Origin of the sequence: Thermonema rossianum DSM 10300, assembly GCF_000426825.1 — a bacterium.
Taxonomy (GTDB): Bacteria; Bacteroidota; Bacteroidia; order Cytophagales; family Thermonemataceae; genus Thermonema; species Thermonema rossianum.
On record NZ_AUGC01000010.1, the window covers coordinates 51,284 to 69,946 of the forward strand.

The 18,663-nt window shown below is 41.9% G+C and carries 19 protein-coding genes; 13 read left to right on the forward strand and 6 right to left on the reverse strand.

Annotated elements, in window-relative coordinates:
* Nucleotides 1-208 precede the first annotated feature (208 nt).
* The 6 genes from K384_RS08120 (at nt 209) to K384_RS08145 (ending at nt 6,296) form a co-directional block, all read left to right on the forward strand.
* Nucleotides 209-1,516, forward strand: coding sequence for a glycosyltransferase (locus tag K384_RS08120; RefSeq protein ID WP_051633251.1), 1,308 nt, complete (start codon nt 209-211; stop codon nt 1,514-1,516).
* A complete protein-coding gene (locus tag K384_RS08125; protein WP_038031245.1) occupies nt 1,489-2,517 on the forward strand; it encodes a radical SAM protein in 1,029 nt (342 codons plus the stop codon). The genes K384_RS08120 and K384_RS08125 overlap by 28 nt, the downstream gene beginning before the upstream one ends.
* A gap of 23 nt (nt 2,518-2,540) precedes the next feature.
* Nucleotides 2,541-2,876, forward strand: a complete 336-nt coding sequence (locus tag K384_RS08130; protein ID WP_038031246.1) for a hypothetical protein — start codon at nt 2,541-2,543, stop codon at nt 2,874-2,876.
* Between the two features lie 333 nt (nt 2,877-3,209).
* Nucleotides 3,210-4,646 carry a tyrosine-protein phosphatase gene (locus K384_RS08135; protein ID WP_169737636.1) on the forward strand — a complete coding sequence of 479 codons (1,437 nt, stop codon included), beginning with the start codon at nt 3,210-3,212 and terminating at the stop codon, nt 4,644-4,646.
* A complete protein-coding gene (locus K384_RS08140; protein WP_038031251.1) occupies nt 4,636-5,598 on the forward strand; it encodes a methyltransferase in 963 nt (320 codons plus the stop codon). The genes K384_RS08135 and K384_RS08140 overlap by 11 nt, the downstream gene beginning before the upstream one ends.
* Complete coding sequence (locus K384_RS08145) at nt 5,595-6,296, forward strand: WG repeat-containing protein (protein WP_038031254.1); 702 nt, start codon at nt 5,595-5,597, stop codon at nt 6,294-6,296. The genes K384_RS08140 and K384_RS08145 overlap by 4 nt, the downstream gene beginning before the upstream one ends.
* An 810-nt stretch (nt 6,297-7,106) precedes the next feature.
* Here K384_RS08145 and K384_RS13675 read toward each other — a convergent pair.
* The gene (locus K384_RS13675) at nt 7,107-7,616 is read right to left on the reverse strand and encodes a transposase family protein (RefSeq protein ID WP_169737637.1); all 510 of its coding nucleotides are present in this window, start codon (nt 7,614-7,616) and stop codon (nt 7,107-7,109) included.
* Entirely contained in the window at nt 7,571-7,807 is a 237-nt protein-coding gene (locus K384_RS13680; protein ID WP_084147168.1) for a transposase, read from the reverse strand. The genes K384_RS13675 and K384_RS13680 overlap by 46 nt, the downstream gene beginning before the upstream one ends.
* Nucleotides 7,808-8,089: 282 nt before the next feature.
* On the opposite strand from K384_RS13680, the gene K384_RS13405 reads away from it, so the two are divergent.
* A complete protein-coding gene (locus K384_RS13405) occupies nt 8,090-8,752 on the forward strand; it encodes a PDDEXK family nuclease (protein ID WP_051633252.1) in 663 nt (220 codons plus the stop codon).
* Here the strand turns inward: K384_RS13405 and plsY are convergent.
* Nucleotides 8,735-9,388, reverse strand: a complete 654-nt coding sequence (gene plsY, locus K384_RS08160; protein ID WP_038031258.1) for a glycerol-3-phosphate 1-O-acyltransferase PlsY — start codon at nt 9,386-9,388, stop codon at nt 8,735-8,737. The two genes, K384_RS13405 and plsY, sit on opposite strands and share 18 nt — an antisense overlap.
* 156 nt (nt 9,389-9,544) lie before the next feature.
* Between plsY and pheT the strand changes: the two genes are divergently transcribed.
* The 6 genes from pheT (at nt 9,545) to recA (ending at nt 16,197) form a co-directional block, all read left to right on the forward strand.
* Entirely contained in the window at nt 9,545-11,968 is a 2,424-nt protein-coding gene (pheT, locus tag K384_RS08165) for a phenylalanine--tRNA ligase subunit beta (protein WP_038031260.1), read from the forward strand.
* A gap of 14 nt (nt 11,969-11,982) precedes the next feature.
* Nucleotides 11,983-12,279, forward strand: a complete 297-nt coding sequence (locus K384_RS08170; RefSeq protein ID WP_038031262.1) for a hypothetical protein — start codon at nt 11,983-11,985, stop codon at nt 12,277-12,279.
* A 15-nt stretch (nt 12,280-12,294) separates the two neighbouring features.
* Nucleotides 12,295-12,606: a cell division protein ZapA gene (locus K384_RS08175; RefSeq protein ID WP_038031264.1), complete on the forward strand. Its 312-nt coding sequence runs from the start codon at nt 12,295-12,297 to the stop codon at nt 12,604-12,606.
* A 77-nt stretch (nt 12,607-12,683) separates the two neighbouring features.
* On the forward strand, nt 12,684-14,243 hold the full coding sequence (gene rny / locus K384_RS08180; RefSeq protein ID WP_038031266.1) for a ribonuclease Y: 1,560 nt from the start codon (nt 12,684-12,686) through the stop codon (nt 14,241-14,243).
* Nucleotides 14,244-14,341: 98 nt separating this feature from the next.
* Nucleotides 14,342-15,019 carry an ABC transporter ATP-binding protein gene (locus tag K384_RS08185; protein ID WP_038031269.1) on the forward strand — a complete coding sequence of 226 codons (678 nt, stop codon included), beginning with the start codon at nt 14,342-14,344 and terminating at the stop codon, nt 15,017-15,019.
* 74 nt (nt 15,020-15,093) lie between these two features.
* A complete protein-coding gene (gene recA / locus K384_RS08190; RefSeq protein ID WP_051633253.1) occupies nt 15,094-16,197 on the forward strand; it encodes a recombinase RecA in 1,104 nt (367 codons plus the stop codon).
* Nucleotides 16,198-16,262: 65 nt separating this feature from the next.
* On the opposite strand, the gene K384_RS08195 is transcribed toward recA, so the two are convergent.
* Genes K384_RS08195 through K384_RS08205 form a run of 3 tightly spaced genes read right to left on the reverse strand, consistent with a single transcriptional unit; the run spans nt 16,263 to nt 18,658 of the window.
* Entirely contained in the window at nt 16,263-16,799 is a 537-nt protein-coding gene (locus tag K384_RS08195; protein ID WP_038031271.1) for a hypothetical protein, read from the reverse strand.
* Complete coding sequence (locus K384_RS08200) at nt 16,796-17,680, reverse strand: MerR family transcriptional regulator (RefSeq protein ID WP_038031397.1); 885 nt, start codon at nt 17,678-17,680, stop codon at nt 16,796-16,798. The genes K384_RS08195 and K384_RS08200 overlap by 4 nt, the downstream gene beginning before the upstream one ends.
* 54 nt (nt 17,681-17,734) lie before the next feature.
* Complete coding sequence (locus K384_RS08205; RefSeq protein WP_051633254.1) at nt 17,735-18,658, reverse strand: ComEA family DNA-binding protein; 924 nt, start codon at nt 18,656-18,658, stop codon at nt 17,735-17,737.
* Between the last annotated feature and the right edge of the window lie 5 nt (nt 18,659-18,663).

Here is an 18,663-nt window from a genome sequence, read left to right on the forward strand (position 1 = left end):
GTCTATTGTTATTGTTTTTTAATGTTTACATTTTCAAATTTAGAAATGTTCAACTTTACACACTTTTTGGGATAGTATCTCTTATGAATATATGGATGATAGTCAAAAATTTGAAAAAAGGATTATTTGATTTTTATGAAGTATGTTTTTTTGTATTTTTAATTGGGCTTAAATCGATAAATGTATTTAGATTTTAATCAAATTTTCTATGCATATCTTAAAAATCATACATGGTTATCCGCCTTATTATAATGCGGGTTCAGAAGTTTACAGCCAATCTATATGCAATGAACTGTCTAAGAAACATAAGGTTACCGTAGTGACACGCGAAGAAAACCCTTATCTACCTGATTTCCATGTTCGCTATGAAAAAAGCCATGAAAACCTTCAGTTCTTTTATGTGAACATGGCACAAGGTAAAGATGGCTTCAGGCATAAAGAATTAGATGCTGCTTTTGCTCAAATACTCCTTAAGCAAAAACCTGATATTGCTCATGTAGGACATCTTAATCATCTTTCTACGGGCATCATTGATGTACTGAATGTCCATGGAATACCCATTGTTTTTACCCTGCACGATTTTTGGCTGATGTGTCCAAGAGGACAATTCCTTCAAAGAAACTCTTGTGGTACCAAAGTTTGGGAGTTATGCGATAAACAAGAAGATAAAAAATGTGCAACCATTTGTTACAGTCCTTATTTCACAGGTATTCCCGAATTAGAAGAACAAGACATTGCATATTGGACAAACTGGATAAATGCACGAATGAAAGAAACTAAAGCTATTATCTCAAAAACAGACCTTTTTATTGCGCCTTCAAAATATTTACTTAACCGCTTCGTAAATGAATTTCATGTTCCCAAAGATAAAATCATCTATTTAGATTATGGTTTCCCTTTACACTATCTTACTCCCACTATCCACAAAAAATCTAATGAAGTTTTTACTTTTGGTTACATTGGCACACATATCCCTGCCAAAGGTGTCAACTTGGTTATTGAAGCATTTAATCAATTACAATTGCCTGCAAAACTCTTAATCTGGGGCTATAAAGATGAACAAAGTTCCAATGCTTTAAGGCAACAAGCCGCTACCAACCCTAATATTGAATTTAAAGGAAAGTACATCAACCAAAACCTGGCCGATGAAGTATTTTCCCAAATAGATTGTATCGTCGTTCCAAGTATATGGACAGAGAACTCTCCTTTGGTGATTCATGAAGCCCAAGCATGCCGTATTCCTGTAATTACTGCGAATGTAGGAGGAATGGCTGAATATGTGCAAGATGGTGTCAATGGCTTACTCTTTGAACATCGTAATGTCAAATCCTTATTACAAAAAATGCAGTATGCTGTCCAGAATCCTAATATCATGAAACAGCTCGGAAAACGAGGATATCTGTATTCTGAAGACGGACAAGTTCCTGATATCCAAAGTCATTGTAGAGAATTAGAAAAAATTTACGAAAGCCTAATAGAAAAAAAACTATGCAAAAGTTGTCTCTCTGGCGAATAACATTAGATACCAATCCTGAGGATTGTAACTTTCATTGTATCATGTGCGAAGAGCACAGTCCTTTTTCGGATTATATTCGTAAAAAACTTAACGGAAAGCGAAGGCGCATGCCTAAAGAGTGGTTAGAGCCAATCTTTAAGCAGGCGCAAAAACTGGGTGTAAAAGAGATTATCCCTTCCACGATGGGCGAACCCTTAATTTACAGACATTTTGACACTATTGTAGAGTTTTGTTACAAGTATAACATAAAAATGAATCTTACTACCAATGGCAGTTTTCCTTCAGTGAATGGAAGAACTGTAGAAGAATGGGCAAAATGGATTGTTCCTATCACTACGGATGTAAAATTTAGTTGGAACGGTGCTAAAAAGGAAACAGACGAAAAGGTCATGATCGGCAAAAACTTTGAAAAAAGCTTACAAAATGTAAAAACTTTCATCAATATTCGTGATGAACACTATCAAAAAACAGGACATTACTGCCGTGTAACTTTTCAACTCACTTTTATGCGAAACAACATGCACGAATTGCCGGATATTGTGCGTTTAGCTGCAGAATTAGGTGTAGACAGAGTGAAAGGACATCATCTATGGGCACATTTTGAAGAAATTAAACACTTATCTGTTAAAGTAAGCCCCGAAAGCATAGTACAATGGAATCAATATGTAGAAGAGGCGTATCAGGTACGAGAAAAATTCTTAAGACCCAACGGACAAAAAGTACTGTTGGAACAAATATTTCCCTTACAACCTGAAGAGCAACATGAAGTTCCAGAACATTATGAATGCCCATTTCTAAATAAAGAACTTTGGATTTCTGCTGAAGGAGTTATTTCCCCTTGCTGTGCACCGGATGAACAGCGTAAGACGTTAGGATATTTTGGCAATATCCAGGATACCACTCTTGAAGAAGTATTACAGAGTGAATCCTATCAAAACCTTGTAAAAAACTATAAAAAAATGGATTTATGTAAAACTTGTAATATGCGAAAACCTAAATAGAACAAATTAAGAGATGAATTACAATGAATACTAGAAAAGTCACATTTGTTTCTGGTTTATACTTTTACAGAAGAAATGGTAAAGTTAGTTATCCAGATAAAGTTATTCAAGAGATTGATAAATCATTGCAATTAAATTACTGGTATAGACAAGAACTTATTTTTTATGCAGACACGAAGGAAATGGCAAAAGTTTTATCCGATAAAGGATTATACGTACATAAAGTTTTTGATGACGCACCGAATGAAATAAAGTTTAATGCTGCTCACAAAATGAAGCATTGGATAATTTTGAATGCCGTAAAGGAATTTAATGATGTAGTTTGGTTAGATTGGGATACATATTCATTAAATTTATAAATAAATGTTTTAGTTCTGAACACCCAAAATTTACATACATTAAAAATATTGGGCAACCATTAACTGTTCCGTTTATTACTTAAATAAATGCTACGTACCACTAATGGAAAAGAGTTTTAAGTCAGTTGTATCTGAACCTAATGATGAACTCTTATGGAAGTCTGTTTTACCAGAAAATATATGCTCCTTAAGTGAATATTGGTTAGATGATTTTGTGATAAATATCTGTGATGATGCAGATTTTCAGAACATAACAAGTAATACATATTTTTTGCATCTAAAAAACTTTAACATGCTAAGCCTTATTAATAAATTTCAAATAACATGATTGATATGAGGCAGCTTGAAACAATTGAAAGATTGAGAGCCATATTTTCTAGTCATAAAGGAGTTCAAGTAGCTTTACTTTACGGTTCATTTGGAAGAAACGAGGCAAATCCAAATTCAGATATTGATATTCAAATTTTGGTAGATGGGAGTTTTGAAGCTGAAAATTTAGTTGATATTCTGAAAAATGAATTCAAAGATAAAATTCGTTATATCACACATGTGATTTTGAAAAATAAAATTGTAGCTTATTTTAACCATCAACCTAAAATTGAAATTCAAATTTGTAATGATATTGACGAAATCAATAGAAACTATCTAGGATCAGAAATTACAAACATTGAACAAACTATCCTTTTTGCAAATAACTATTGGGAGGAAAAAATCAGGAATTATCTGCACACAATAACTAAAAATTATAATCTTGAGAAAGAGAAGAAAGGTATATATGATAGAGCATTAGAACTAATAGATAAATTTATTTATGAATTTGAGAATTGTTCAGCGATGCACCGTAGAAGTGATGCCTATAAGTTTTATTTTTTCTATAATATTGCTTTGCATGTGGCTGTACAACTTAAGCATCTTTCAACAGGAGATATTAAATATAATTTTTTACCAAAATATTTTGTTGTCAATTCACTAACGGAGCAAGAACGAAATCCTTTTTATGAGTTAAAAGGGACTTTATATTTACCTGAAGCAAATGTCCAAAAGAGAAAATTATTAGAGTTTTTTTATTCGTCCATTAAAACGCTTGTAAACAAAGAAAAACAAGATGAAGTAGAACAACTTCTAGAATGGATTTATGAACGTGATTTCTTTTGGAATTTTAGAGATATAAGCACTTATAATCCAAAAATCAAAAGTAGAGTTATTTATCGAAGTGCAACATTGAGTTTATTTCAGAATGAAAGTCGCTTTCAAGAATTACTCAATAAAAAGAATATTAAAACTATTATTGACTTACGAGCAGACAAAGAAATTGCCGAGTCCCCCTATAATGATAACACTCTTTCGAAAATTAATTATGTTATGGCACAATTAGACCCTTGGAACCAACCTGAATGGTTTAAGGAAAAGTATAATTATGGTACAAATGAAGAAATTGCTTATCGTTTCTTCATAATCGGATGTAAGGATAAAATTAAGAAAGCAATTGAAGCAATTATTAATGCAGAAGATGCGGTTGTTGTTCATTGTTTTGCAGGAAAAGATAGGACTGGTATTTTTGTCTCTTTACTTCATTTGCTCGTAGATACACCTATGGAAATAATATATACCGATTATTTGGCAAGTGAAATTGATGTTAAACCTTATCGTTTAGAAATGGTGTTGAATATCATCAATGAACATGGAGGAATTGTACCCTATTTGATGGACTGCGGACTCCATGAAACACAAATTGAACAACTGAAATATAAGCTATTAAATGGAAACTAAGATTAATCTTAAATCATTCTTTACAGAACATTGGAAATATATGGCAGTTAGTACAGCTTGTAAACTTGATTTGTTTGACCATTTGCAAGAATATAAAACTGCAAAACAATTAGCAACAGAACACTCTTGGAATGAAAATGCATTGCTTTTATTATTGAATTCTTTACATCACATCGGTTTTTTAGATAAAAAAGAAGATTTATTCAAAATAAATGATTTATCGGAATTGCTTACAGAAAAAAATCCTGAAAGTTTAAAATATGCCTGTATGCTCTGGAGTGCAGAGCACTTAACTGCTTGGCAAAACTTGGAATTCTCTATCAAAACAGGAAAAAGTTCCTTTGAAAAATTATATCAAAAGCCCTTTTTTGATTACCTCAATCAATACCCAGAAAAATTAGATACTTATCACAAAGCCATGTATGAATACGCCAGAGATGACTACAAGAATTTACCCGATATAATAGATTTTAGTCAGTACCAATCAATAATGGATGTTGGCGGAGGATATGGCGCCCTTTTACAAGGTATTAAAACAAAAAATCCTCGTATTGAATGTATTTTGTTTGATTTGCCCCAAGTCGTACAGAACGTAACTATTTCTAATATCAAGAAAATTGGGGGAAGTTTCTTCGAAAAAATTCCTATTCAAGCAGATGCCATTGTTTTATCAAGAGTTTTACATGATTGGAACGACGAAAAAGCCAAACTTATCTTAAAAAACTGCTGCGAAGCCTTGTACAGTAAAGGTGTTCTGTATGTTATTGAAAATTGTTCTGATAAAATCAAAATTGATTTGTCTTTGCTTTCATTGAATATGTTAGCTATATGTGAAAGTTATGAAAGAACCGCTCAACAATATGTTGAACTTTGCGAAAGTACAGGCTTTCAATTAGATAACGAAATGCCATTAAACGAGTTACAAACTATTTTAATTTTCAAAAAAATATGAATTGGAAAGAAATTAAAGTATCAGAAGATAATACTCATTTTCTTTATGAAGGGAAGCCGCTTTTTAATAAAAAGTTTCTGAACGTATTAAAATTCCACGAACCGGGATTAGCACCTGTCAAAGACGAAACAGGTTGGTATCATATTCTAATCAACGGGACTCCATTGTATCCCGAGCGGTATGACAGAGCATTTGGTTTTTATTGCAACCGTGCTACAGTCGTAAAAGCCAATGAATGGTTTCATATCAACGAGAAAGGACAACGCGTTTATACACAAAATTATGCGTGGGCAGGTAATTTTCAAGAAAACCTTTGCACCGTCAGAAATCATCAAAATTTTTATTTTCACATTGACTTAGAGGGGAATAGAGTTTATTCAGAAAATTATTTATATGCAGGGGATTTCAAAGATGGCTATGCTTGCGTAAAATGCTCCGATGGGCTTTTTAGGCATATTAACACACAAGGAAAATTTTTGAATGAAAAAGGTTTCTTAGATTTAGGCGTATTTCATAAAGGATTTGCTATTGCAAAGGATAAAAAAGGTTGGTTTCATATCAATAAACAAGGGATGGAATTATATTCCCAAAGGTATTTAATGATAGAGCCTTTTTATAACGGCTATGCATTAGTGACCACTTTTGACAATCAAAAAATCATCATAGATGAAAATGGGAAAAAAATATTAAACATTTAATATCAATAATAGGATTTGGTGAGCTATTAATATGTAGGATTTACCGGATAAAAATATTCTCTTAAAAAGTAATTAGTTTGATAGTCTTTTCATCTTTAATAGAAGTTTATTTAACACCATTAATTTTATAATATTATGAACACAAAATCTAATTTACTAATTGCATTTTACTTTGCAATTCTAACTATTTCAACATTAATTATCAGACGTTTAGAGTTGATTGACAGTCGGTTTATTGATATATTTTTCCTGTTTTTAATTTCTATCCCATTTAGAAAAGGAAACAGAAATCTTTACATCATTTATTCAGTAATATTTTGTACATCAATTGCATATTTCAAAAATTACGATGCTAATAAAAATTTAAATTTAGCAATAATTATTTTTAATGGAATTTTATCATTTGGAAATATTTACCTTGGAATAAAAAAAACTACACCTAACAAGGTATAAATGCAATAGCGGGTTTAATGCTAAATTCAAAGTGGTTGTTTGTTTTTAAAGTCATTTGTAAGCAGATAATTAAGAGAGTTTAATCCGCTACTGCATTTATACTTTACCGTTATGGGCAAGTTTAGAAAAATGACAATGGTTAAAAAAGGGCTGACCACCCAATTGAATTAGATTAACAATATTGAACTTTCAAGGTGGAGACCAGAAACCACTTAAAAAACGGGGTGAAACCGAAAAGCCTTATGAGTAGGGAAAATTAAATTAAAAAAAGTATGAAGAAATTTTTTTTAAATTTAGCATTTGTTTTTGCTATTTCGGTTTTAATGACTTCTTGCTACACATTGACTTAGAAGTTGTTTAAAGTTTCCTGAGTAAAATTACGGTAAAAGCCAATAACCACAAGGACTTCCAAGTTTCATCTTTGGTTTCAAAACGGACTAAAATCGCCTTAAAAGCGTCTAACCAAGCGTTGATTCTTTCAATGACAAATCTGTATTTGTAAAGCAAGCGGTCAAAAATATACTTTCCTTGTTTACTTTTTGATTTTCTGCCATTCTCTACAATATTGGCGATGATTTCACGACTACTGCAAAGCTTGCGAAATTCCCTTGTGTCAAAACCTGCATCCGCATTCAGAAACAACCCTTGTGTCGGAACGCACGATTTTTCTAACTTTTGTAGCATATCGTTGAAATGCTCATTTAACTTATATGCATCATGATGGTTTCCTGCCATTGGCCGGCTGACAGCCAACCGAATGCCTTGACTGTCGGTAAGCAATAACATATTGGTTGTTTTACTTTTTTTACGCCCTTGATAGCCTACCGATTTGCCTCCTCTTTTAGCCGGTGTATAGGTGCCGTACAAGATAATTCCAAGCTGCCTGCATACTTGTGTACCGGCTTATTCCATACCTTTTCCCAACTGCCGTCCATGCTCCATTTACGATAATGGTAATACACGCTTTGCCAACCGTATTTCACTTTGAAAAAATGTTTTACCGGCAATTCCCGCCATTGACAACCGGTCTTTAAACGATACAGTATCGCACTGACAATTTGCCAAGCTTGAACTTTTGCATTATTCTTTCTGCCGAACGTTCAATGCGGGCAAATCTCTTTTTTATTATATCTTTGTTTAATACCATATCTTTTTGAGCGAATACTATTTATTTCTTTCTTCTTTACAAAACAAAAAGAAAGTTGGCATTCGCTCTTTTTAATTTTTTAACTTTAAACAACCTTATAGTGTAGCCCTCACTTGCTCATACAGCTTATAAAACACTTTTTCTTTAAATTACCCGCATCAAAAACCCAACTTTACGAATCACCACCGTACTTATGTTGCTTAGTATCCTAATTTTGTTTTTTCTTTTATGGTTGGCAGCGCGCTTCTTTCGTGGCAGCGACATCAAGCCGGCAAACAAGCATTTTTCGCCACAATGGCAAGCAGATAACGAACGCTATCCCTTAGTATTTTTGCCTTCGTCTTATTATGGTGCGAATGCGCCGGAGCGCCTGAGCCATCAGCCGCAGCGCGGAAGCAGCGAAGCCTATTTTTTCAAGTATTTAAAACGCTATTTCCCGGGATGCGTATTCGATAACTTGGCACTTAGGATTAAAGATGACCACTATTTTCCCGACTTCGTGCTGTATTACGAACCCCACGGCCTGTGGATTGACGTAGAAATAGATGAGCCCTATAGCTTGCCTCATGGTGAACCTACGCACTATATAGGGGCAGATGACCGGCGCAACCGTTTTTTTACAGATAAAGGATGGGTAGTCGTGCGCTTCACCGAAGAGCAAGTGGTGCGTCAGCCGCTGGCTTGTTGCCGTTTCTTGGCAGAACTACTGCAAGCCCTGACCGGTGATGACAGCTTCCTGTTGGAATTGAAAACCGCTCCGGAGTTGACCATCCGCCCTTACCCCTGGACAGAAGAAGACAGCCGTCATATGGCCATCTACAAAACCCGGCAAAGCTACCTACGACTCACGCGCTGACTTCTTCGATTTGAAAAGATATACCTTGTTTTCATTGCCTTGAAGCAAACGCCGGATGTTGCTGCGGTGCGTATAAGTAACCAGCGCTACCATCAGCCAGGCAAAATATTTGAAATAAAGGCTGGTGCTTCCCAGCAGGTCAAAAGAAACCACCAAGGCAAAAGTCAAAGTAGCCAACATAGAGCCCAAAGACACAAAGTGACTCAAGAGCAACACCACCAAAAATACCACCACGGCTATCACCGAAGCGCCCCAGTGCAGAGAAATAGCCATTCCCAAAGAAGTAGCTACACCTTTTCCCCCTTTGAAATTCAGAAAAACGGAGTACACATGCCCTAAGATAGCACACAAGCCAAATGCCATCTGCCATAAAAATAGGCGGTCTATGTCCACTTCCGTATGCAGCCACACCGGCAATTGAGTAGCCACCCAACCTTTCAATATATCAAGCGAAAGCACGATGCTGCCGGCTTTTTTGCCCAACACACGGAAGGTGTTCGTGGCACCGGCATTACCGCTACCATGTTTGCGTACATCTACCCCAAAAAAACGCTTGCCTATCCATACCGATGAAGGTATGGAGCCCAATAAATAAGCCACCGGCAAAAACAAGGCTACTGAAAAAATGCTGTTCATTTCCCGGAAAAATTAAATCATCACAACACATTGAAGCTTAAAGCTGCAAAAAGCCTGTGAATTGTACAAGCTGCTTCACATAAAAGAGCCGGAAAAAATACGTAAATTTGACCGGATTATACCTATATTGTAAAACGGTTAAATTGAATTAATACGATGAAAATTAGCTATCAATGGCTTAAAGACTTTATCGAAATAGATGATCAAAGCCCGGAACTGATTGCCCAAAAACTCACGCATGCCGGCTTGGAAGTGGAACAACTGCATTCGTATGAAGCCATTCCCGGCAGCCTTGAAGGGCTGGTTATAGGCGAAGTGCTGCAGTGTGAGCCCCATCCCAATGCCGATAAATTGAAAAAAACCTTGGTAGATGTGGGAGGGGAGCAGCCCTTGCCCATTGTATGTGGTGCGCCCAACGTGGCCAAAGGGCAAAAAGTAGTAGTAGCTTTGGTAGGCGCTACGCTTTACCCCAAGGAAGGCGAACCATTCAAAATCAAAAAAGCCAAAATACGTGGCGAAGTGTCGGAAGGCATGATTTGTGCCGAGGACGAAATAGGTTTGGGCAGCAGTCATGAAGGCATTATGGTGCTCGATACCGACTTGCCCAACGGAACACCTGCCGCCGAATTTTTTAAGCCTTATCGCGACACTGTGCTTGAAATAGGCCTAACCCCCAACCGTGCCGATGCGGCTTCGCATCTGGGCGTAGCCCGCGACCTGAAAGCCCTCTTGGGCCGTCCCATACAAATGCCGCCTGTTCAGCAGACGTTCCCCGAAACCCCTTCGCCCATTTCCGTGGAAATAGAAAACCCGGAAGCTTGTCCCCGCTATGCAGGCTTGTTGATAGAAGGCGTTGCAGTAGCCCCTTCGCCGGCTTGGTTGCAAGAGCGCCTCAAAGCCATCGGGCTTAAGCCCATCAACAATGTGGTGGATGTCACCAACTATGTGATGCATGAGCTGGGGCAACCCATGCATGCTTTCGATGCCGACCGTATCGAAGGCAACAAAATCATAGTAAAGACCTTAGACGAAGGTACCCCCTTTGTTACCTTAGACGAAGAAGAACGCAAACTTTCTGCCCACGACCTCATGATTTGCGATGCAGTGAAACCGCTGGCAATGGCCGGTGTGATGGGGGGCTTGCATTCCGGTATTCAAGACACTACCCGGCGCGTATTTTTGGAAAGTGCCTATTTCAACCCAACCTACATACGAAAAACTTCGGCACGACATGCCCTGAAAACCGACGCCTCTTTCCGTTTCGAGCGTGGCACCGACCCGAACATGGTGCTCGTAGCTTTACAACGTGCCGCTTATTTGATAACACAACTTGCCGGTGGCAAGGCAGCAGCTCAAATAGTAGATGTGTATCCGCAGCCCATTGAGAACCGCCGCTTCTTTGTGAAATACGAGCGTTTGTTTACCCTCTTGGGCATAGAGATTCCCAAAGAAGAAGTGCGGCGCATACTAACCGGCCTCGACATTCTCATAGAAGAAGAAACAGAAGAAGGCATGGCGCTGAGTGTACCGCCCTACCGTGTGGATGTAACCGGCACTGCCGACATTGCCGAAGAAGTGCTTCGTATCTATGGCTTCGACCGCGTGCCTCTGTCAGAGCATTTGCATACGTCGTTTATTTCGCCATTTCCGGCGCCTGCCCAAGACAAAAAGCACCTGCAAGATACTATAGCAGACTTCCTGGCATCGCAAGGGCTGTACGAAGTCATTACCAACTCACTCACCAAGCCTGCTTATGCCGGGCGGCTCAGCGAATCGGCATGGGGGCAGCCTGTTCGCATGCTCAATTATACCAGCGAAGAAATTAGTGTGCTGCGCAGTTCCCTGCTGTTTTCCGGACTGGAAGTCATAGCGCACAACCTGAACCGGCAGCGCAAATATCAAAAGATATTTGAGTTTGGTAGAGTATATTTCCAAACTACCGATGGAGCCTATGGCGAGAAAGAGCGGCTGGGTATATGGATAACCGGTAATCGCCACCCAGAACACTGGTCACAGGCCACGCAAGCTACTCAATATCACGACTTGGCCACCATCGTTGAGCGCCTGTTGAAGCGCATGCGTGTAAATAAATTTACCAAAGCGGCGGCACCCGCCGATCAGTGGGGCTATGGCATCCGCTATTTGGTAGAGGGGCATGCCGTGGCAACCGCCGGCTTGGTACAACCCAAGATAACCCGCATGCTTGACATCAAACAAGAAGTGTGGTTTGCCGATGTGGATTGGGATTGGCTCACCGCCCACTACCATGATGATTACACTGCCCGGGAGCTGCCCAAATTCCCGTTTGTGCGCCGCGACCTCTCGCTCGTCCTCGATAAACAAGTCACTTGGCAAGAAGTAGAAGCCCTTGCTTGGCGTACCGAAAACAAACTTCTGAAACACATCAACCTGTTTAGCGTATATGAAGGCAATAATATTGGCGAAGGTAAAAAATCCTATGCCATCAGCTTTATTCTGCAAGATGAAACCAAAACATTGACAGATAAGGTTATAGACAAAACCATGCAGAAGCTGATGGACGCTTACAAAAAAGAGCTGGGAGCCGTTATTCGCGAATAGTGCATAAGAAATGAATGGAAAATTACGATAAAATATTACAGCGAATCGAACTGTTCGAAGAAAAAGTGCTGCAATTGGTAGCAGCACATGAAATATTATTGGAAGAAAATAAGCAGCTCAAAGAAGAAAATAATAAGTTGAAAGACTTAGTCAAACGATTAAATACGGAACTAATTAACTTTCAAAATCAATATAAAATTAGTAAAATTGTTGCTTCAATAGCGCCTGATGCAAAGGATGCGGAGGAGCTAAAAGCGAAGATTGACGAATATATCGCGGAAATAGATAAATGTATCAAGTTGTTGTCTTAAAATAAAATATTGACTATGAGTCAAAAATTACCCATCACCCTGCGTATTGCCGAGCGGTCTTATCCTATGGAGGTGGACCGCGAGGATGAAGCACGCTTACGGGCGGTGGGCAAAAAAATAAACCAACAACTGAAGCACTATAAGGACGTTTACGGGGTGACCGACTCGCAGGACCTGCTGGCTATTTATGCCGTGGACTGCTCTATGGAAAAAGAAAACTTGAAAGAAGCTTTAGAAGCCTGTGAAGACCTGATTCTATCAAAAATTAATTCCTTAGAAGAAATCGTTGACCTCACCCTGCAGCGTTCCGAAAAAGCCATCCGCTGACAGTCAATCCCTCCCATTCCCACGCATTGCGCTATTGAAGGGCATTATATGGTAGAACCTTCAAAAGTAGTAATGTTATGGAATGGCTATATTGGATGTTGATACCGCTGTCATTGGGCGGTGGAGTCCTTATCGGGAGGGCTATTTTCAAAAAAGCCTCTCAAAAGTTAGAAGAAGAAGCACAAGCACGTGCCGAGCAAATCCTGCGTGAGGCAGAAACCAAAGCCGAAAACATACGCAAGGAAAAAGAATTGGCTGCCAAAGAGAAGTTCTTGCAGTTGAAAGCAGAATTTGACGAGGAGGTAGCCAAAAAGAAAAACATATTGCTCAACAATGAGGCAAAGCTCAAACAAAAAGAGCAAAACCTGAATAAAGTAATTGAGCAAATCAAAGCCAAAGAAGCCGAGCTCAAAGCACTCGAAAGCTCTTTGAGCCAGCAAACCGAGGTGATCGCCAAAAAACGCGAGGAAGCCGAGCGCTTGCTGCAACAGCAAATTAAAAGCTTGGAAAAAATTGCCGGCATGACTGCCGAGGAGGCAAAAGCGCAGCTTCTGGAATCATTGAAAGCCGAAGCACAAACCAAAGCTTCTTCCTACATCAAAGACATCTTGGAAGAAGCCAAAATTACCGCCAACAAGAAAGCCAAGAAAATCATACTGGAAGCCATTCAGCGCACGGCTACCGACCATACCATTGAAAACTGCGTGTCGGTATTTCCTTTGGAGTCCGATGAGCTCAAGGGCAAAATCATTGGACGCGAAGGACGCAACATCCGCGCGCTGGAAGCAGCCACCGGCGTGGAAATCATCGTGGACGACACCCCCGAAGCAGTCATTATTTCGGGCTTCGACCCCGTACGGCGCGAAATAGCCCGCCTGTCTTTGCACCGTTTGGTACAAGACGGACGCATACACCCCGCCCGCATTGAAGAAGTGGTGGCCAAAGTAGAAAAACACATAGAAGAAGAAATCATAGAAATAGGGGAACGCACGGCCATCGAATTAGGCATCCATGGCTTGCACCCCGAGCTCATCAAGTTGGTAGGGCGCATGCGCTTCCGTTCGTCGTATGGGCAAAACCTGTTGCAGCACTCAAAAGAGGTGGCTCAACTCTGTGGCATCATGGCTGCCGAACTGGGCTTGAACGCCAAGATGGCAAAACGTGCCGGCTTGCTGCACGACATAGGCAAAGTGTATCCCGAAGAAAGCGACTTGCCACATGCTATCTTGGGCATGGAACTTGCCAAGAAATACAAAGAGCATCCCGATGTGTGCAATGCCATTGGGGCACACCACGACGAAATAGAAATGACTACCATGATAGCCCCCATCGTGCAGGCTTGCGATGCCATTTCCGGCTCACGCCCCGGGGCGCGTCGCGAAGTGATGGAGTCTTACTTGCAGCGCCTCAAAGACCTGGAAGCCTTGGCGCTTTCTTTCGATGGTGTGTACAAGTGCTACGCCTTGCAGGCCGGCCGCGAGCTGCGCGTCATGGTCGATGCCGAAAACATATCGGACGAGCAGGCAAGCATGCTGTCTTTCGAAATAGCACAAAAGATAGAGCAAGAAATGCAGTACCCCGGGCAAATAAAAGTAACCGTGATTCGCGAAACCCGGGCTATCAACTATGCAAAGTAAGTTCTTTGAAGTGTTTTGCTTTCCATATCTCGGGGCTGCCGCAAGGCAGTCCTTTTTCTTTTGCTCATTTTGGTGTAACTTGAAACAAATATCAGTTTATGTTGCTACAAGCCATCGACATACACAAATCTTACGGCAATGTGCAGGTGCTCAAAGGCGTGCATCTGGAGTTGCAAGAAGCCGAAGTGCTTTCGGTAATGGGTGCTTCCGGCGCAGGCAAAAGCACCTTGTTGCATATTTTGGGCACCCTCGACACCCCGGACCGCGGGCAGTTGCTGCTCGACGGTAAGCCCTTGCACCGGGCTTCTGCCAAGCAGCTCAATAAAATCAGGAATCAGGACCTGGGCTTTGTGTTTCAGTTTCATAACCTGCTGCCCGAATTTACGGCGCTGGAAAATGCTGCCATGCCTGCCCTGATTCAAGGCATGGACAAAACGGAAGCCTATGAACGGGCAGCCCATCTGCTTGAATACTTAGGCGTGGCACATAGAGCACACCACGAACCCGGGCGGCTTTCGGGGGGCGAAGCGCAACGCGTGGCAGTAGCACGGGCGTTGGTCAACCGGCCCCGTCTTGTGTTGGCAGATGAGCCCAGCGGCAACCTCGACGAAGCCAATGCCGTTCATCTGCATGAACTCTTTTTGAAGTTGCGCGATGACTTTCGCACCGCTTTTATTATCGTAACACACCACAAAGAGCTCGCAAAAATGGCAGACCGGGGCGTATGGCTCAATGAAGGACAAATTGCCGAAGAGTGGCAGCGCCGTTTTGCGTAGTCCGCATAAAAAAGAAGGAGTAAGCCCTTATATTTGTTTTATTAACTGAAAACCAAGGATAAATACATACAACCATGGCAAAGAAAAAAGACGAACAAACCAACGACCCCAAATTAGCCAGCTTGCAAAATGCCATAGCGCAACTGGAAAAAGCCTATGGCAAAGGGGTAGTGATGCGCCTGAGCGATAACCAAAAAATGGATATACCGGTTATCTCTACCGGCTCGCTTATGGTCGATATTGCCTTAGGCGTGGGCGGTTTCCCCCGTGGTCGCGTTATTGAAATCTACGGACCGGAGTCTTCGGGTAAAACCACCTTGGCCCTGCAAGCCATTGCCGAAGCCCAAAAACAAGGCGGCATTGCAGCATTCATAGATGCCGAGCACGCTTTTGATCCCATTTATGCTCAAAAATTGGGCATCGATACCGAACGCCTGCTGATTTCACAGCCCGACAGCGGCGAGCAGGCACTCGAAATCACGGAGCATCTGATTCGTTCAGGTGCCGTTGATATTATTGTGGTGGACTCGGTGGCGGCTTTGGTGCCCAAAGCCGAGTTGGAGGGCGAAATGGGCGACAGCAAAATGGGTTTGCAAGCCCGCTTGATGTCCCAAGCCTTGCGTAAACTTACCGGTGTCATCAGCAAAACCAGCTGCTGCTGTATCTTCATCAACCAGCTGCGCGAGAAAATAGGCGTGATGTTTGGCAACCCTGAAACCACAACCGGGGGCAATGCCTTGAAATTCTATGCCAGTGTGCGGATTGACATTCGCCGTATAGGCTCTATCAAAAAGGACAAAGAGATAGTGGGCAACCGCACGCGTGTAAAAGTAGTGAAAAACAAGGTGGCGCCCCCCTTTAAAACCGTTGAGTTCGATATTATGTATGGCGAAGGAGTGTCGAAGCTGGGCGAAATTATCGACTTGGCAGAGCAGCTTGGCATCGTGAAAAAGTCCGGCTCTTGGTATTCTTATGGCGACACCAAGCTGGCACAAGGGCGCGAAAAAGTGATTGAATTGCTGCGCGACAACCCCGAACTCGCCGACGAGCTGGAACAACAAATTCGTGCAGAACTGCTGCAAGGCCGGGAGCTGCCTATCGATATCAAAGCCGGCGAGGATGAAAACCTTGTGATAGATGATGGCGACGACAGCACCGTCGTCACTGATGATGAATAAAAAAACAATACACAGCCGGTGAATGTAAGAGAGAGAGGCAGGAAGTCCTGCTTCTCTTTGCTTTTTTATTTGAAAAGCTGCACCAGGCGAAAGTAATCTCTATAGACCAGACGTACCGTTTTGCGCATGTCTTTATCGTTCAGAAAGCTATGGCAGCGGCTCTGCACACATATTTGCAGCGGCAAGTCTTCTACAATGGCGTTGTAAAGCGCCTGTGCAAAACGGTAGTGGGCTTCATGAGTGCGCAAATCCAACGAAAGCGTATCGCCTGCAGGATTGCCCACAAGCAAAAAGGCGCCACTTTGGCGCAGCGAGTCGGCCATTTCATGCACAATGTAGGCTTCATCATACATGTAGTTGTTGGCAATTACGGGATAAAGCGGCAAAGGTGCATCTAAAAAATCCTTATGCCGGCATAGTTGCATGCGGTCTTTCCCAATTTCTTCTATGTGGTAGCGAATAGAACGCACATTGTGAAAATACAAACGGCTGGCGTCGGTGGTTTTAAAGCGCATGCTCTCTTGTTCTACTTTCCGGCTACTGTCTGCACAACCGGCAAGCAAGCTCATACAAAACAAGCAAAGCAATAGTTGGCGTATCATGCAATGGATTCCAGAAAATAAACCAAGTCTTCTATTTTATTGAGCAAATGAAGGTTGTCGGGCATGTCCCAACCTTGTCCTACGACATTATGTCCCGTGATAAGCATTTTTGATTTCGAAAAAGTTTCGGAAAGTTCATAAAGAAAAGCCTGCATTTCTTTGATGGGGGGATGTGTCGTGATGACTGTCAGAAGGTATTCGGGCTGCCATTGGCGGTAAGCTTCCACGGCGTCGTTCATAGGCACCGACTGCCCCAAATAAAGCACCGGAAAGCCCTGTTTTTTGATGAGGTAATGAGAAAAAAGCAAAGTAAGTTCATGCCATTCGCCTTCGGGAAGGAACAACAAAAAACGGGCTTTGTCAGAGCGGGGATTGACCGCCTGTGCATCTATGGCCACTATCAGTTTTTGCCGGATAAGGCAGGAAATAAAGTGTTCGTGGGCAGGGCAGATAGCCGACGTCTGCCATAAAAGCCCTACGCGCTTCATGAAAGGATGCACAATTTCAAGAAAGGTTTTGTCGAAGCCATGTTTTACAATAGCGGTGGAGAGCACCTTCTCGAAGCGGTATTCGTCGAGTTCCAACATGGCCAGTGCCAGTGCATTGATGGTCTCTTCTTGCCCGTTGTTCTGTGCTTCCAATTGTAGAACGGCTTCTTGTAATTCCTCATCGCTCATTTTGGCCACTTTCGATATGCGCATGCCGTGTTTGGTAAGCAGGGCTATGTTCATCAGGCGGCGCAGGTCTGCATCATCATAATAACGTATGTTGGTGCCGGTGCGCTTGGGCTGCACTATGCCGTAACGCTGTTCCCACATACGCAGCGTGTGCGCTTTGATGCCCGAAAGGTGTTCCACTTCTTTAATACTGTACTTTCCCATGACTGCTTGTTGTCTTGTTACTTTAAAAAGCACCTGTGCAGGCAAATTGTTTGCTTAAAAGGCAAGATAAGGTATCAAACGTTCTATTTCTTCCGGGCTGAATGCTTTGATTTTCTTCAAGTCACCGGCGTGTTGAAAAGCACCGTGTTGGGTGCGGTAGGCTACAATCGCTTGTGCCTGTCTTCGGTTGAGGTAGGGGTGGCGGGCAAGTGTTTCTGCATCGGCTTGGTTAATGGGAATCAGGCGCAGGTGAGTGGTGTCGATGGTAAGGTGAGGCAAAATGCTTTGGTAAGTCTCCTCCGGCAAACCATACACTTCTTTTAGTTGCTCTACGGTGTAAAAGCCGCCCAGCAAGTCGCGATAGCGCACAATGCGCCGGGCGTAGGCACTGCCTATGCCCCGCAGTTGTTTCAAAGAGGCCGTGTCGGCTGTGTTGAGCTCAATAAGCAGCGGTTTTGAATACGCTTTCCGTTTAGATTGAATGGTTCCGGATGTTTGCGTTTGTTTGGGAAAAGCATATTGGGAGACATGAGCTGTGGTATCTATCCGTACATAGGGCGCCAAGGCTTGGTAAAGCTCTTGCGGAAAGCCGTATATCTTTTGCAGGTCTTCAGGCTTGCGAAAGCGTCCCCCTTTGGCACAATATGCCCGGATGCGCTTGGCCAGCCATTGGGGGGCACCTAAGCGCTGCCAGTCGGTAAGGGTAGCCGTGTTGGGGTCGAAAAAGAACAACTCTTTTGCCGTGTACCTTTGTTTTTTGTGCGCCTTGCTTACAGGCGCACCGTCATCGGGTAGTTTGCTTGCCAGGCTGTCGAGCTGAGGGGGCGGAAGAGGCAGTGCCCTTGAGCTAAAATAGTGGGCAGCCAAGTGGGCGCTGCCCAGCCACAATCCCAAAAGAACCGTTAACACAAGCATGCCATACAGCTCACGACGGCTCATCAGAAAATGGCGGCGAAAGAAGCGGAGCATAGCGCGCATGACAG

Excerpts from the sequence above, each read along its gene's own strand:
- K384_RS08120 (WP_051633251.1), top strand. The coding sequence starts at position 209 with ATGCATATCTTAAAAATCATACATGGTTATCCGCCTTATTATAATGCG.
- K384_RS08125 (WP_038031245.1), top strand. The coding sequence starts at position 1,489 with ATGCAAAAGTTGTCTCTCTGGCGAATAACATTAGATACCAATCCTGAG.
- K384_RS08130 (WP_038031246.1), top strand. The coding sequence starts at position 2,541 with ATGAATACTAGAAAAGTCACATTTGTTTCTGGTTTATACTTTTACAGA.
- K384_RS08135 (WP_169737636.1), top strand. The coding sequence starts at position 3,210 with ATGAGGCAGCTTGAAACAATTGAAAGATTGAGAGCCATATTTTCTAGT.
- K384_RS08140 (WP_038031251.1), top strand. The coding sequence starts at position 4,636 with ATGGAAACTAAGATTAATCTTAAATCATTCTTTACAGAACATTGGAAA.
- K384_RS08145 (WP_038031254.1), top strand. The coding sequence starts at position 5,595 with ATGAATTGGAAAGAAATTAAAGTATCAGAAGATAATACTCATTTTCTT.
- K384_RS13405 (WP_051633252.1), top strand. The coding sequence starts at position 8,090 with ATGTTGCTTAGTATCCTAATTTTGTTTTTTCTTTTATGGTTGGCAGCG.
- plsY (WP_038031258.1), bottom strand. The coding sequence starts at position 9,388 with ATGAACAGCATTTTTTCAGTAGCCTTGTTTTTGCCGGTGGCTTATTTA.
- pheT (WP_038031260.1), top strand. The coding sequence starts at position 9,545 with ATGAAAATTAGCTATCAATGGCTTAAAGACTTTATCGAAATAGATGAT.
- K384_RS08170 (WP_038031262.1), top strand. The coding sequence starts at position 11,983 with ATGGAAAATTACGATAAAATATTACAGCGAATCGAACTGTTCGAAGAA.
- K384_RS08175 (WP_038031264.1), top strand. The coding sequence starts at position 12,295 with ATGAGTCAAAAATTACCCATCACCCTGCGTATTGCCGAGCGGTCTTAT.
- rny (WP_038031266.1), top strand. The coding sequence starts at position 12,684 with ATGGAATGGCTATATTGGATGTTGATACCGCTGTCATTGGGCGGTGGA.
- K384_RS08185 (WP_038031269.1), top strand. The coding sequence starts at position 14,342 with ATGTTGCTACAAGCCATCGACATACACAAATCTTACGGCAATGTGCAG.
- recA (WP_051633253.1), top strand. The coding sequence starts at position 15,094 with ATGGCAAAGAAAAAAGACGAACAAACCAACGACCCCAAATTAGCCAGC.
- K384_RS08195 (WP_038031271.1), bottom strand. The coding sequence starts at position 16,799 with ATGATACGCCAACTATTGCTTTGCTTGTTTTGTATGAGCTTGCTTGCC.
- K384_RS08200 (WP_038031397.1), bottom strand. The coding sequence starts at position 17,680 with ATGGGAAAGTACAGTATTAAAGAAGTGGAACACCTTTCGGGCATCAAA.
- K384_RS08205 (WP_051633254.1), bottom strand. The coding sequence starts at position 18,658 with ATGCGCGCTATGCTCCGCTTCTTTCGCCGCCATTTTCTGATGAGCCGT.